Below are 14,033 nucleotides of genomic sequence, written 5' to 3'. Positions count from 1 at the left end.
GTGTTACCTCCCGCATCAGCGTTTTTCACCCGCCGCAACAGCGCGGACATCATTCATCAGCTTCCTGACGCCGGACCCGGCCAGACGCTGTGATGATGATGAGCGATAGACAACATAGAGCCTGCTGCCGGACCCGTTTTTCTTGATTTCGATATCCAGGTGATCACGTCCGTTCCAGTCGGAGCCCATTTTGTAGTAGCTGCCCGGCATGGCGTCCCAGACGGGATGCGCATCATCTTCAGCAGCCGCTTTCCAGTCCCCGTCATTTGCGGCCTGCCGCAGTGCCTCAAGCTCCTGCGTGGAGATAAATTTGTAATGGCGCTTCAGGCGGGCCGCCGCGGTATCCACATCGACCGGCACGGAGAACGTTTTATCGACGGACTGCATGGCCTGTTGCCCCGCCGGGGTCATCAGCGGCATCCCACCACTTTCTCCGCTGCTGTTGCCGCCCAACGTTTTTGTCAGGTTTGCGGCTGTGTCACTGACCTGTTTATTAATCGCAGCCCAGTCCGTTGTTGCGCATCCGCTCAGTAAAAAGAAGGAGGTGAGGAGGAACACAGGGCGAATCATATTACTTCTCCTCCTGAACGGCTTTTCTCAGAGGTGGAGAAAAGGAAGAGCGTTTCTTACCAGTAAGAATGTCAGTATCGGGCATGCCCAGTTTTTCTATTGCCTGTTGTGCTTCTTTAGTCTGGATTGCTATGTCAGCACGGTTAACCTTGACGGTTCGATAAAGGCGTAGCACACCATATACTTTTCTGATTAAGTGAGCGCAATGGCTCAGTAGTTCATCGCGACGGTTTCGGGATATGAGACCGTAATGAGCCGCCTGGAATGCTTTAAGGGCCATCTGGTCATATCCGACGAGCACCCATACACATCTGTAACCCAGCGGAGAACGACTGTATACACCTATATTAAGTGGAGACGAGGAGGCAATGTCAGAAAATGAAACAGCAGGGGGAACTGATTTCAATATGACCTCAAGTTCTTCTACCCGGCTTTTGATATGTTCTCCAGCTTCATTCAAAAGCGTTTCAACCCTGAACATCGCCTCATCTGCCCATGGGTTATCTGCCAGGGAATCCTGATAAATAATTCCTGAGCGCTTAATAGCCTGGGGCATACTCATGATGGCATGCTTAACTTTCTTTACACCCTCCTTTGCCTGAGCCTGCGGGCGGCCTTCCCAGAGACGGATAGCATAGTTTGAGTGGATCTCGATTTTCAGGGAGGATGTGAGTCCGCCCGGTTTATCGCTTCGCGTTTCATTTTCAGTGGTCATGAAATCATCTCCTGTAAGATCCCGGTCAGGTTCGACCTGAGTCAGTGATACTCTTCAGGCAGGAGCTTGGGGACAACCAGAAACCAGATCCCTAATCTAGGAAATTCACTTATATGGCTTCATAGCGGGCTAGCTCAGGGCATTGAAGTAGTCAGTTATATAAAATGACTCCTCAAACTGCTTAAAAATCAAAAGATAAAATCCTTTCATGTTTTACTCAAACTAGACCCATGCAGTGCTGTACATTTTTTATCCGCCGCTGCCACTTGCAGCACCGACTAATTTTTAACCACTGCTGCCACTCGCAGCACTGTTTACTTTTTAACCTCCAGTTCCAGAAGTAGCTATCTATCGTTTAGCTTTCTACGAATATCTCTAACCAAATTTCGTATGTTCTCTTCCGATACAGGATGGACAGAAGAACGTGGTTCTGGCTTCCACAGCTGTTGTTCAGGACGCTGAGCGTTTTTTTGCACGGCACTCTCAGGCGAATCATCAGCCTGACGGGGCGCGTATAACCTGCCCTCACGGGCTTTTTTCATTACGGCCAGCAACCAGCCAACCGGGTTGCTGAGCTGCTGGCGTGCCATCACCTTTTGCAGGCTGAGCAGCACAAGTTGTGCCTGTTCTTCAGGCAGCGCCTGCAGCTGTGCGGTCAGCATGGAAATATCTTCTGCCGGCACAAGTTCATGCAGACTGTCGGGAAGCACAGGTTTACCCGGTACGTACGTATTTTTATTCACACTGTGTGTGATACTACGTACGTAATGGTTCGGTTTCCGAACCCGATCATAACTGCCTGTTTTTACTGGCAGTACGGATTCCGAACTCAGTGAATTGTTGTATCTTTCTGGACTGAGTTCGGTATCCGAACTCTGTTTTTTAGCGACGATTCCTGGCCGTTTATGACTGAGTTCGGTTTCCGAACCCGGTGCGGGACAGGGTATTCGGTGATGATGTTTCGACATCTGGCTGGGAGTCTGTGGGCTGTCCAGACGCGATTCTATCAGCGCAAGATGGCTGCGATAATGGCGCATGGTGGGGTCGTTTTTTATATCGTCGAGCACTTCGCGGGCGGTCTGGCTGATAGTCCGGTTTTTACTCAGGCAGGCATCCGCCACCGTATCAAGGAAGCGGGGGTCGAGCATTTCCGCATCGCTGAACGTCAGGGGCTCATCGTGCTGAGCATAGATATTCCCCCTCACCCGCCCTTTATCATCGCGCACGCGTTTACAGAGGCTGAGCCAGCCGGTTATTCGCAGCATCAGCAGGACGCGGCTTACCGTTTCCCTTGAGGCTTTTCCCTTTCCGGGTGAGGCAAGCTGCAGCTGCAGTTCGTCATAGCTGGGGAAAACCGCCCTCTCATTATTTTGTGCATACAGCCGGATCATCATCCAGCCCATCTTGTCCAGTGGTGACAACCGCGTGTCGAGCAACAGCCGGCGGGGAATGGAATCATGCACATTTCCGGTAAACAGCAGGCCGTTACGTATCCTGCCATCATCCCGCCGGGGACTGGCCGCAAGGCGGGCATTCATTTTATCCAGCGTATAAGCAATCAGGCTTTCTGCAGGCAGACTCATTATTTTTCCTTTTCGGCCGCCATCACGACCGTTCTGAACTGTCAGTATGCTTAGTACTGCACCCGCGTACGGGTGCAGGGTAAACAGGCTGTCATGCTGCTATTTCCGTATGGCGCTGTTATAGCGTTCGTGGCTGAGAAGAAGCCATGTCCGGCCTTCGTTGCGACTCAGCAGACGCCAGAACGGGCCGAGATCGATTTTGTAGTAACCGCAGCCTTTCTCATCGAGCCGGGTGTAATTACGCGCCCCCTGCCGGAAACGGCGAACCTGACGTAACGCCTTCTGACAGCATTGCGGCGGCGTACCATGGGGAGCCCGCAGGCCCGGCGCAACCATCCTGTATTTCATGCCGTCTTCCTTACCGGCGTTCGTGCCGGAGAAGGCTGCCGGGTCTTGTGCCAGCCACGGACCGCATGCCAGACCGACGTCAGCGAGACGTTCATCTGTTCTGCAGCCAGCATCATCACGTCCAGCCCGTCAGCACTTTCCGCATCTTCAACGCCGGACTTTTGCCACTGACGCCACAGGGCGGCGTTTTCCTCATCACCCAGTGCGTTACCGCGCCCCGGCCGGACATCGATACCGGCAATACGACGGCGGGCCGCCACGTCCGTACTGGAGAGCCCGAAGTAATTGGCCATCAGTTCAATGGAGCCGCCCAGCGCCAGCGCCCGATCGATACGCTGGAGTCGTTTCTGTTCAGTCCGGGCCTGCTGCAGCATGCGCACCAGATTGCCGTGATTGATCCCCACACTGATGATCGACACCTCACTGCCGGAAAGGTAGTGAAGCTCTTCGAGCGAGAGCCCCTGCAGCATCTGCATTTCCTCGCGGTTCAGTCCCAGCGATTCGCAGCGGCGCAGATAGCCACTTCTGAGATCCATAACCAGCTGCATCAGCAATCCGTTGGCCGCCTGAGATAAACTGTTCATCATTCCCCCTTAATCCTGACGGTAACCAATGGCTGCCGGACCCCGGCCGCTGACACCCTGATGAAGACGGGCATTTTGTCCGGCTTCATACCCCTGATAACGTGCTGTATCCGCCCCGCGGCAGGCTTTCAGTTCACGGGTTGTGACTGTTTTCATACTGCGGCTTTCCAGCCAGTGGCTCATCACCTGCTGCTCCTCGCTGCTGATGTCAGTTGCCGATATCACCTCACGCACCCCACATACCCAGCCGTCACGAAACTGCTCCGCTCTCGCCCGGCGTGTGGCCAGTTTCAGCCGCTTACTCTGGGTTTTGAGATAAGAATTTGTGGCATCTTTCAGCTGGCGCGTCAGCACATCAAAGGCATAGGCTGCTATCTCAGGTTTTTCACTGAATCCGTAAAAGGTTACCGAACGGCGATACCCGGCAGAGGTCTGACGCCATGAGTAATAAGCGCGGCAGCCAAAGACATGACAGACGCCCCAGACAAGGGTTACCATCCATTCCGGAACTTTTTCAGCATCCGAAGGGGCCGTGCGGGAAGACGCTTCGCGCACAGATGTAAGACCGGCGTCAAGCTCGCTGATACCGTATCTGGCCATCAGCTTCTGGGCACGCTGCAGGGCCAGTCCTGCCTCATGGGCATTAGTGTTGCTGCGGCCCAGCTTCAGCAGCTTCCTGACAAGATTCAGCAGTCGCAACTGTCGCTGTGAGTTATTCATCACTGTTATCCTCCCCGTACGTCAGACCACGTTGCAGCTCCCGGAGACGGCGCATAACGCGCATCAGGCGCAGCAGTTTCAGAGCATCTTCATCTGTCAGTGCAGGTGCTTCCCCCTCACCCGGGCCGCCGGTGAAAAGCTCCGGCAGACCACACACTCCTGCCGCAGGATGCAGCGCAGGTGCTTCGCCGGTCAGGCCCAGCAGAAATGCGGCGGCTTCAGAACACACCTCACCTGCCCCGACGTAACCGGCAGACATGTCGTTGTCGCGTTGAGGAAGAATTTCATCTTCGCAGCCAAGGACCTCACCCAGCTCCCAGGCCAGACGAAAAGCGGTATTCTGCAGGTGTTCGATATCGTCCTGATGGGCCGGCACATGCCAGATGCTGTCATTAGTCACCGGCGCGTCATCCTGCAGGACAACTTCAGGTTCTGGTGTTAAAAGAGAAAGCAGGCCATCCTCCCCATTGTCCTCTATCTTCACCATTCTCTTCTCCGTACCCATCGGAGAGGGTAACCAGCCCGCTAACATCCCCGCTCTCACCTGAAATGACCGGCGCGGCACCGTACATATCTGGCTGAACCTCATGCCGGGGGTGCTGTTTATCCAGTTTTTCAGGTGGGGTATTATCCGGGGCGGGCGTTACCGGCTCTCCTGAGATTTCACGACGTGGACTGGAGAAAGGCTGCGCGACCTCAACAGACTTCTGCGCCGGTGTGGCCTGACCTGCAGAGTCAGCGGTGACGAGGCTGTTTGCGGGAGGGATGGACACCGGTTCTGGATCGCCGAAGTGATGTCTGCGGTTACGTTCTTTAGGATCCAATTCCATCATCCAGCGGTCATAATCCAGCTCCGGATGGGGCAGCGCATGCAGTAAATCACCAATTAATTCATCGCGAAACATCTCAAGAGACCACAGTTCCGGTGAGTTGAAACGGCCACAACACTGGCCAAAAACATCGCTGAAGGATTTTTCGCTGACATCTGAAAGCAGGCTATACTCATCCCACACGCGTTCCGCATCATGCCGAAGCGCCAGCAGTGACGTTATTTGTGGCCTGCCAAGCCGGACTCAAGCAGGTCAGGGATCCACGGAAAAAGATATTTCAGTGCATCTTCCATACGGCTGATAGTTGAATTATGTACCGGCAGACCTTCACGGGTCAGAAGCTCTGACAACTGTCGTAAAGAGACTGCCTTTCCCAACTGCTCTTCATATATAGAGCGGGCTTTGTGGATCCCCTGCGCTTTTTCAATAAAACTCAGTTCCCCGCGCACTTCATTCTCTGCCAGATGGCCGATAACACACTGCAGCCGTCCCGGCCACGGCTTGAACAAAACATGGACACGGAAAAAACGGTCTTCTCCGGTCTCCTGCCACAGTTCTGACAGGATCTGATAACGTGTATTACCCCCGTCGCTGAAGATGTACATATCGGGCTCACCATCCGGGTCACGGGTGACTTTGGGTACGGTGTCCAGCCCGCGCGAACGGATGGAAGCCTTGATATCGTCATAACGCGGATTGCGTGATGTTCGCGGATTATCAGGATTCGGGCTTAACTGGTCGAGCGTCAGGACCATGGGCATTTCAGCCGCCGGCATGACGCTGATATTGCCGGCCGCCTGCGACTGGCGTCCGGGCTGCAGCATGGCAGCCCCCACATTAGAACTTTTACGGCTCATGCCTGTTTCCTCCCGCTGCGGTAACCGAAGTCATAGCTGCCTTCCTGAAACTCCGAAAAGAGGGTATAACGCCCGTCAAATTTGACTTTCACCGTGCCGGTTGGCCCCTGCCGCTGCTTGCCGACAATGATCTCAGCCACCCCGGCATCAGGGGTGCCGGGGTTATAAACCTCATCCCGGTAAATAAACATGATGAGGTCCGCATCCTGCTCCAGCGCACCAGAGTCACGCAGATCACCATTATTGGGGCGTTTATCGGTCCGCTGCTCCACTAGGCGGTTGAGCTGGGAAAGCGCCAGTACCGGACAGCCCAGCTCTTTACCGAGCGCCTTAAGCGAGCGGGAAATTTCCGCTATTTCCTGCGTGCGGTTTTCCTGCTCGGGGGAGCGGACAAGCTGCAGATAGTCCAGCATGATGAGAGAGGGTCTGCCGTATTTGCGGACATAGCGACGGGCGCGGGCGCGCAGTGTGGCCGGGGTCTGGTAACTGGTATCATCAATGATCAGACGGTTTTTCCATTCAATAATGCGACCGGTAGCCGCTGACACGCGAGCCCAGTCTTCATCATCCATGTTGCCGCTGCGAAGCCGGGACAGTTCCACCCGGCCTTCCATCGCCAGCAGGCGCATCATCAGCTGCTCTGAGGGCATTTCAAGACTGAACACAAAGACGTGATCGTCAGGTTTTGCGCCCACGGCCGCGGTGCAGGCTGCCATGGCCAGCGACGTTTTCCCCATGGAAGGACGGGCGGCCAGCAGGGCCAGATCGCCGGGCTGGAGACCACAGGTCATCGCGTCCAGTTCACTGAACCCTGTCGGTGTCCCGGTGAGGCCGTCACTGCCGGACATGCTTTCCAGATGCGTCAGCAGTTTATCCAGCGCCTCGTTAACGCCGGTCTCACTGTTGAGCTGCATGGCTCCCTGTTCGGCAATGTTAAGCAGCTTACCTTCGGCCGACTCAAGGATGCCGGCCGAGCTGGCTTTCGGGGCCTGCACATCGGAAAGAAGACTGTTACCCACTGTCATCAGCTGCCGCAGGCGGCTTTTCTCCGCCACGACCCCGGCATAAGCCAGGATATTAGCTGCAGACGGCGTGTTTTTACTCATTTCAGCCAGATAAGCAAAGCCGCCACACTGTTCAAGGTCGCCTCTGTTCTCCAGACGTTCCGTAATAGTGATAAGATCGAGCGGTAGCCCTTCTCCGGCCAGCTCGGCCATCACGCGGAAGACCATACGGTGAGGTCGGGAAAAGAAATCTTCCGGGGAGATTTGCAGTATCACCTCATCCCACCGGTCGTTATCAAGCATCAGTCCGCCCAGTACGGCCTGCTCAGCCTCATAAGAGCAGGGCATCATCATCTCAGACATGACGCACCTCCCGGGTCAGAACGTCGCTAAAATGGCTCTGCCACTCAGGGAACAGTTCACACGCGAGGTCGTGCATGGTGACGGCTGCGGCCGGACCTTTGCGGCGCGTTTTGTATTCCAGACGATGCACGGGCTGCTGCTTGACGTGCCCCAGTTTGAAAATATCCAACGCCTCGATACGGGTATCGAGTAAACGATAAACGTCACGGTTGCCCAGCGCAGAGGCGTCGTAATGTTTTTCGTTAATGATGGCGGCAAGACCGTCCATTGCTTCACGGTCAAGCAGAGTGTTTTCGATACAGTTGACGAGAATGGAAATATCAGGAAGGCGGATACCGTAATTTTCATAGGTTTTCAGGCGGGTAAGCATATGAAGGGAGCCGCGGATAAATTCACGGACATCCGGAAGGATGGGTTTAACAACGCCCATCACATTACCGGTAGAGGAAAGGAGGGAAAGTTCGGTCATGACGCCTGTTGCGCCTTTCGAATCCACAATAATGACGTCATAACGGTTAAAGAAAGGATGCTGAAGTATGTTACGCAGGCGCAGACGGCCGTCTGCAGCATGGAGCATCGCGGTCGGCAACAGTTCGTCCGGGTCGTTAGAGTAGATGACATCGAGATTTTTTATGGCGGTCTGCGAAATGCATTGCGTATGGTCACTGACCATCTGCATCAGCAGTTCATAGAGGCCGCAAGGGGATTCATGCTCCAGCGCGAAGATACTGCTGGCTGTGGGCTGGGAATAGTCTGCATCCACAAGGAGGGTGTTCAGGCCAGCATCGGCAAGAAAACCGGCAAGGTAAGCAGCAAACGTGGATTTGCCTTCTCCACCTTTAGGAGAGATAACGGGAAGTATTGTCATTTTGCACATCCAAAACAATGGTTTGGATGTATGCGTTAGCGATTATTCACATCTATGTAACACAAAGGCAAAAAATTTAACTTTCCGGCAATGGGATTGAAAATCCCCGTGTCGGTGGTTCGATTCCGCGTCCGGGCACCACTATTCAGAAAACCCAGCCTTATGGCTGGGTTTTTGCTTTTCTGCGCCGGCAGAATCGCTCATCCTGTGGCCTGGCAGAAACCCTTAAAGCTGAAAAATCCGCCCGTCACCGGCTGGCAGTTCAACTGTTACGCTCAATTTTCCGCCTAACGCCTCAACGTACTTTTTCAGGCTGGAGAGTTTCAGTTCGTCACCGCGCGCCTCGATGGCTGCAATAGCAGGTTGCGAAACACCCATCTTTTCAGCCAGCTGTACCTGTGAAAGCGCCAGTTCTTCCCGCAGCTGCCGCAGACGAATCTCGAGGATTTTTTCCGCCGCCTTATTTCTGATGCGCGCCTGTGATTCAGGCGAACGCTGAGCAATCAGGTCTTCAAGTTTTGGCATGATTCATCTCCTCCAGATGCTGTTGATACTCGCGGTCAGCCAGTTTAATCATCGCCTGATAAAAGCGCCGCTGATGCGTTCCGGTTTTGTTTCCCGCACAGAGCACAATGGCCCGTCTGACCGGATCGAAGGCAAAAAACGCACGAATCGCCCGGCCATTACTCTGAACACGGAGTTCTTTCATATTGGAAAAACGCGACCCGACGAGGGTATCAACATCAGGCCGCCCTAACGTGGGCCCGAACTCCCTGAGAACCGCCAGGCTGGCCAACACATCCTCAATCATCGCGTCATCCTGCGCCGCGCCATCGATCAGATCGCCGCAGCGACTGCGGAAGGCATGCGCAGCGGCTCACAATAAAGCACGGATGCCGCCCCGCGGCCTCTCACTCAGCTTAAATTTCGTCAGCTATTCAGCACTCAACCCACACCGCACCGGCATCCGCCGATTTGACACACTGTTCCACCCAGCGTACCCCCATCAGCCCGGCGTGCACGTCCGGATACCAGAAATCCTTCAGGAAGGCGTGATCGCCGCGGTCGGTGGCGTCCATCGCCAGCGCAAAACGGCGATAGAGATTCGACCAGGCTTCAAATAATCCTTCGGGATGGCCGCCACCAATACGGTCATCGGCCAGCGCGCTGGCGTGCAGATAGCCCATGCCACGCTCAAGAATCTGCACCGGCTCGCCCTGCACTTCATAGCGCAACTGGTTTGGCTGTTCGTCCCACCACTCCAGACTGGCTCGGGCACCCACCACGCGAATTTTCTGGCCGTGCATCGATCCGCAGTTCACCGCTGACGCCCACAGCGTGCCGACCGCGCCGTTGTCGTATTCCATCATCACAAAGGCGTTATCTTCCAGCGGCGCACGCGAGGCCACAAAGCTCTGGCGGCTGCACAGCAGGCGTTTTATTTGCAACTGCGGCAACAGGGTTTCAGCGATAAACAGCGGATGGGTGGCCAGATCGCCCAGCACATAGCTCGGGCCGACAAAACGCGGATCGACGCGCCAGCGGGTGCTGGCGTTCTGTAGCTCCACCGCTTCGTGATGAAAGCCGTGAGCAAACTGCATGTTCACAATGCGGATCTCACCCAGCAGCCCGTCAGCAATCATGGCGCACGCCTGCTGAATCAGCTGATGGCCGGCATAACCGTAGGTCACGCCGATGATCTTCTGCTGCGCCCTACACAGTTGCTGCAGTTCCTCAGCTTCAGCGGAGGTGAAACACAGCGGCTTTTCACACACCACGTGCAGCCCGGCGCTGAGCGCGGCGCGGCAGATAGCAAAGTGCGTATTGTTCGGCGTGGCGATGGAGACGGCTTCAATGCCATCAGCACGCGCGGCTTCCGCTTTAAACAGGGTTTCGTAATCGCTATAGCAGCGCTCGGCCGCCACGCCCAGCGCGCGGCCAAACGCCTGTCCGCGTGCCGCATCAATATCAAACGCGCCCGCCACTAAGGTGAAGTTGCCGTCGCGTAAGGCAGCGGAACGGTGGATGTAACCGATCTGGCTGGTGCCGCCGCCGCCCACCATGCCCCAGCGCAGCGCGCGATCCAGTACTTTGCTCCCGTTAATCATGCTGTTCTCCTCAGAATCCGATGGAATGCAGGTAGTGCAGGCTGGCCGTAACGTCCTGCAGACTGGTGCCGGCGTTGCGCGGATCGCGCTCCTGCTCTATGGTGATCCAGCCCTGATAGTGACGTTCAGCGAGAAACGCCCGCAGCGCCGGGTAATCAATCGCGCCCTGGCCAAGCGGGCACATCACGCCCTCGGCACAGGCAGTGAAAAAGTCGACGCCGCGCGCAATCACATCGCGCCAGACGGCCGCATTGATGTCTTTGAAATGCAGATAGTCGATGCGCGACCAGTAACGTTGCAGCCAGGTCTGCGGGTCCATGCTGGAATAAAAAAGATGGCCGGTATCGAGACACAGTCCGGCGACCTCATGCGGGATGTCCTGCACCAGCTGTTCCAGTTCATCAGCAAACTCAATGCAGCCACCGGCATGAGGATGAATCACCGGTCGCACGCCGTAGTCGTGCCAGGCGATGTGGCTGAGCTGAGTGATGTGCTGCATCATGCGCTGCCAGTCCGCGGGTGCCAAGCGCGGCGCTTTCTCCGTCTGGCCGGCAAATTGCGCCCGCTGCGGGTTGCCGAAATCGATAATCACCAGATAGGGCGTGGGCCGGTTATCACCGTGCGTGCGCGCCGCGCACGGCACCTGCGACAGGTTGCGGCAGATGTTGTGCGTCAGCTCAACCATCGCCGGGAAATTCGCCTCGCTGACCAAATAATCAAAAATGGTGCCGGCCACCAGCGACAGCTGATGCGCTTCCAGCTGCTGGCGCAGTTCGGCGGCATCGGTCGGCAGATAGCGCCACGGCCCGAGCTCAATGCTGCGGTAACCGGCCTGGGCCGCCTCACGCAGCACCGTTTGCCATGGCGGCAGGAAGGGATTGTCAGGATCGTCTACGCCCCAGCTGCAGGGCGCATTGGCAATGTGTAGGGTCATGATGGTTCCTTATGATGAGGGCTGGCGTCAGTATCAAATAGATATTTCACCAACCTCAATCATGGAACTTTCATTCTTTGATAGCGATCATAAATTTAATTATCAAAATTTTGATATCTTTTTATCAATCATTACCGCCGCGCGCGCTGGCGCGGCTGTCGTCCGGTGAGCAATAACAAGGGGTGACGGCGCAACGCCTCATACATTTTCCCGCATAACGATCTCAAACGGCAGGGTGACCTGAGAAAAATGGTCGCTGCGCTCGGCGTGACGTTGCAGCACGGTTTGCGCCAGCTGTCGTGCCATGTCATCGATCTGATGGCGCAGCATCACCGTGATGATGCCATCTACCAGCGCCAGGTCGCCATCATTGACCGGGCCGTGACAAATCAGCGCCACCTCATGCTGCGGCTGCTCACGCAGCGCCTGAACGACCCCTTCAATACCGCCGCACAGCGCGTAGATCAGCGCCAGATCGGCATGCTGCTCCAGCAGCTGGCGAGTCGCCTGATAACCACCCGCAATCGATTCGTGGGTTTTGAGCGGTTCCAGCACGCGCCGCGCACTGTCCTGCTCGCGCAGATACGAGCGAAAACCACTCTCGCAGTTTTCCTGACAGATGAAGCGGTGATCCCCCAGCAGCACACCCGCCGGACCCGGCTGATGCAGCAGATGGCTGGCGATCCAGCCCGCGCTGCGCCCGGCTTTCTGATTATCCAGGCCGAAATAGCCAGCATAACCACAGGGCGAGAAGTCAGAAAACAGCGCGTAGACGCGCACGCCCTGACGCGAAACGTGCGCTATCGCGTGGCGGATCAGCGGATGATCCAGCGCCACCACGCCGGTAGCATCCACCTGCTCAGCCAGCCGGTAGAGCGAATCCACCACCGCTGCCACCTCATCAATCTCGTGCCAGACAAACAGCGGCTCGCTGCCGGCCGGATGAAATGGCTGCGTCTGCTGGCGCAGCGCATCGGTTAGTGTTTGATAAAATAGAGTACGAAGCCGACAGCAGGATAAACCCCATACGCAGCGTCACGCCGTCGCTCTGCGTGCTGAGCGGGGCGTGGCTGCTGCGGTAGCCCAGCCGATGCGCCGCTGCCAGTACTTTCTGTTCGGTTTGCGCCCGCACCGGCGCGCGGCGATTGAGCACCCGATCCACGGTGGCGATCCCCACCCCGGCAGCGGCGGCAATCGCGCTCATGGTAATTTTGCTCATCGTTAAGCCCCTTAATGATAATAAACTATCAAAAAAATGCCTGACGTTATGCTTTCACGCCATATAAGCCGGTCTTTATCCCTCAATAAATGAGTAAATCCTCTCATTCTTTTGATCGCTGTCGCACAAACACCATCATCCGTTTCATTTCTCACATAAATAGAATAATTATTTGGCAAACGATCGCCGCAGCGTGTCGCCAGCACTGATGGAAATGCATCAGCAAAGCATTAGAGCCGGTGCCGGGCTGTTTTTATAGTTGACGCGACACAAGCCGCCAATTGCGATGGTGGGTAACGTTACGCGCAGGAGAACAACAATGAAAATCGCTTTTGATGTGGATGTTATCCGCGATCTCGGCATCACGCGTATGGTGCATCAGGTCGCGGAGTGGGGCTATAAATACATTGAACAGTCGCCGCATCCGCAGATCAATCCGTTCTATAAACACCCAAAAGCCAGCCGGGAGATCATGCGCGAGTACAAAAATGCGCTCAACGCTACCGGACTGGAGATCTCCTCGTTTATTACCGTCTATCGCTGGTCGGGACCGGATGAGCTGCGGCGCCAGGCGGCGGTGAAAAACTGGAAGCGAATGATTGAGATTGCCGTGGAGATGGGCGTGCAGGTGATCAATACCGAGCTCTCCGGTAACCCGAACGAGCCCGAAATCTGCGAAGAGATGTTCTATCGCTCAATGGACGAACTGCTGCCGATTTTCGAGCGTAAGGGGATCCGCCTGGAAATTCAGGCGCATCCGTGGGATTTCTGCGAAGAGAGCAATGAAACGGCCGATATCGTCAAGTCGTTCCGCAGCGACAACGTCAAATACATCTACAGCGCACCGCATACGTTCTACTATGACAAGGGCAAAGGCGACGTGAAGAGTATGCTGCATTACGCTGGCGACGATCTGTCGCACATGCTGATTGCCGATACCATGAACCACACTAAACATTGTCGCTACATCGTTAACCCACCGGGCGTCGATGCCACCATCCACCAGCACGTGGCCGTTGGCGAAGGTGAGGTGAATTTCGACGCGCTGTTCGAAGCGCTGCGCGAGATGGATTTCGCTAACCGTCACTATAAAGTGGGCGGCGAGTCGATTATCTCCGCCGCGCTGTTTGGCTATCCGGAGAAGATGAAGTATCAAGCGGTGGAAACACGTGAGCTGATTGAGCGCGAGCTGCTGAATCTGTAAGTTGCCCGCACCATCAGCCCCCTCTCCCGCTAATGACACATGGATGCACCATCAACCCCCTCTCCCGCCAGCGATAAAGGGACGCACAATCAGCCCCCTCTCCCGCCTGCGGGAGAGGGCTGGGGT

14 protein-coding genes and 2 pseudogenes are annotated in these 14,033 nt (G+C 55.8%); 2 read left to right on the top strand and 14 right to left on the bottom strand.

Annotated elements, in window-relative coordinates; genetic code table 11:
• Window positions 1–15 precede the first annotated feature (15 nt).
• The 13 genes and pseudogenes from AC6I8M_RS03520 to AC6I8M_RS03460 form a co-directional block, all read right to left on the bottom strand.
• The gene (locus AC6I8M_RS03520) at window positions 16–570 is read right to left on the bottom strand and encodes a hypothetical protein (RefSeq protein WP_010615556.1); all 555 of its coding nucleotides are present in this window, start codon (window positions 568–570) and stop codon (window positions 16–18) included.
• Between the two features lies 1 nt (window position 571).
• On the bottom strand, window positions 572–1,285 hold the full coding sequence (locus tag AC6I8M_RS03515; RefSeq protein WP_010615557.1) for a PFL_4669 family integrating conjugative element protein: 714 nt from the start codon (window positions 1,283–1,285) through the stop codon (window positions 572–574).
• Window positions 1,286–1,629: 344 nt separating this feature from the next.
• Complete coding sequence (locus AC6I8M_RS03510; protein WP_010615558.1) at window positions 1,630–2,868, bottom strand: STY4528 family pathogenicity island replication protein; 1,239 nt, start codon at window positions 2,866–2,868, stop codon at window positions 1,630–1,632.
• A gap of 99 nt (window positions 2,869–2,967) precedes the next feature.
• Window positions 2,968–3,216 (bottom strand): ParE family toxin-like protein, encoded by a 249-nt coding sequence (locus tag AC6I8M_RS03505; protein WP_004115572.1) that lies wholly within the window; start codon window positions 3,214–3,216, stop codon window positions 2,968–2,970.
• Window positions 3,213–3,803 carry a DUF2857 domain-containing protein gene (locus tag AC6I8M_RS03500; RefSeq protein WP_006777722.1) on the bottom strand — a complete coding sequence of 197 codons (591 nt, stop codon included), beginning with the start codon at window positions 3,801–3,803 and terminating at the stop codon, window positions 3,213–3,215. The genes AC6I8M_RS03505 and AC6I8M_RS03500 overlap by 4 nt, the downstream gene beginning before the upstream one ends.
• Window positions 3,804–3,809: 6 nt before the next feature.
• The gene (locus AC6I8M_RS03495; RefSeq protein WP_010615559.1) at window positions 3,810–4,520 is read right to left on the bottom strand and encodes a DUF2786 domain-containing protein; all 711 of its coding nucleotides are present in this window, start codon (window positions 4,518–4,520) and stop codon (window positions 3,810–3,812) included.
• A pseudogene (locus AC6I8M_RS03490) lies at window positions 4,513–6,207 on the bottom strand (ParB family protein). The gene AC6I8M_RS03495 and the pseudogene AC6I8M_RS03490 overlap by 8 nt, the downstream one beginning before the upstream one ends.
• Window positions 6,204–7,574, bottom strand: coding sequence for an SPI-7-type island replicative DNA helicase (dnaB-PI, locus tag AC6I8M_RS03485; RefSeq protein ID WP_010615562.1), 1,371 nt, complete (start codon window positions 7,572–7,574; stop codon window positions 6,204–6,206). Before dnaB-PI ends, AC6I8M_RS03490 begins: the two are co-directional and overlap by 4 nt.
• Window positions 7,567–8,442: a ParA family protein gene (locus AC6I8M_RS03480; protein ID WP_022549004.1), complete on the bottom strand. Its 876-nt coding sequence runs from the start codon at window positions 8,440–8,442 to the stop codon at window positions 7,567–7,569. Before AC6I8M_RS03480 ends, dnaB-PI begins: the two co-directional genes overlap by 8 nt.
• A gap of 225 nt (window positions 8,443–8,667) precedes the next feature.
• Window positions 8,668–8,967, bottom strand: coding sequence for a helix-turn-helix domain-containing protein (locus AC6I8M_RS03475; protein WP_010615565.1), 300 nt, complete (start codon window positions 8,965–8,967; stop codon window positions 8,668–8,670).
• Window positions 8,954–9,253, bottom strand: a complete 300-nt coding sequence (locus AC6I8M_RS03470) for a type II toxin-antitoxin system RelE/ParE family toxin (RefSeq protein WP_010615566.1) — start codon at window positions 9,251–9,253, stop codon at window positions 8,954–8,956. The genes AC6I8M_RS03475 and AC6I8M_RS03470 overlap by 14 nt, the downstream gene beginning before the upstream one ends.
• A gap of 127 nt (window positions 9,254–9,380) precedes the next feature.
• Window positions 9,381–10,550 carry a Gfo/Idh/MocA family protein gene (locus AC6I8M_RS03465; RefSeq protein ID WP_010615567.1) on the bottom strand — a complete coding sequence of 390 codons (1,170 nt, stop codon included), beginning with the start codon at window positions 10,548–10,550 and terminating at the stop codon, window positions 9,381–9,383.
• A 10-nt stretch (window positions 10,551–10,560) separates the two neighbouring features.
• Window positions 10,561–11,484, bottom strand: a complete 924-nt coding sequence (locus tag AC6I8M_RS03460; RefSeq protein ID WP_010615568.1) for a TIM barrel protein — start codon at window positions 11,482–11,484, stop codon at window positions 10,561–10,563.
• Between AC6I8M_RS03460 and AC6I8M_RS03455 the strand changes: the two genes are divergently transcribed.
• Entirely contained in the window at window positions 11,483–11,653 is a 171-nt protein-coding gene (locus AC6I8M_RS03455) for a hypothetical protein (protein ID WP_195910885.1), read from the top strand. The two genes, AC6I8M_RS03460 and AC6I8M_RS03455, sit on opposite strands and share 2 nt — an antisense overlap.
• 29 nt (window positions 11,654–11,682) lie before the next feature.
• Here the strand turns inward: AC6I8M_RS03455 and AC6I8M_RS03450 are convergent.
• Window positions 11,683–12,703, bottom strand: a pseudogene (locus AC6I8M_RS03450) (LacI family DNA-binding transcriptional regulator).
• A 319-nt stretch (window positions 12,704–13,022) separates the two neighbouring features.
• Here AC6I8M_RS03450 and AC6I8M_RS03445 point away from each other — a divergent pair.
• Complete coding sequence (locus tag AC6I8M_RS03445; RefSeq protein ID WP_010615569.1) at window positions 13,023–13,907, top strand: sugar phosphate isomerase/epimerase family protein; 885 nt, start codon at window positions 13,023–13,025, stop codon at window positions 13,905–13,907.
• Window positions 13,908–14,033 lie beyond the last annotated feature (126 nt).

Source organism: Type-A symbiont of Plautia stali (assembly GCF_059731155.1).
This window is presented reverse-complemented; position numbering and strand designations above follow the sequence as displayed.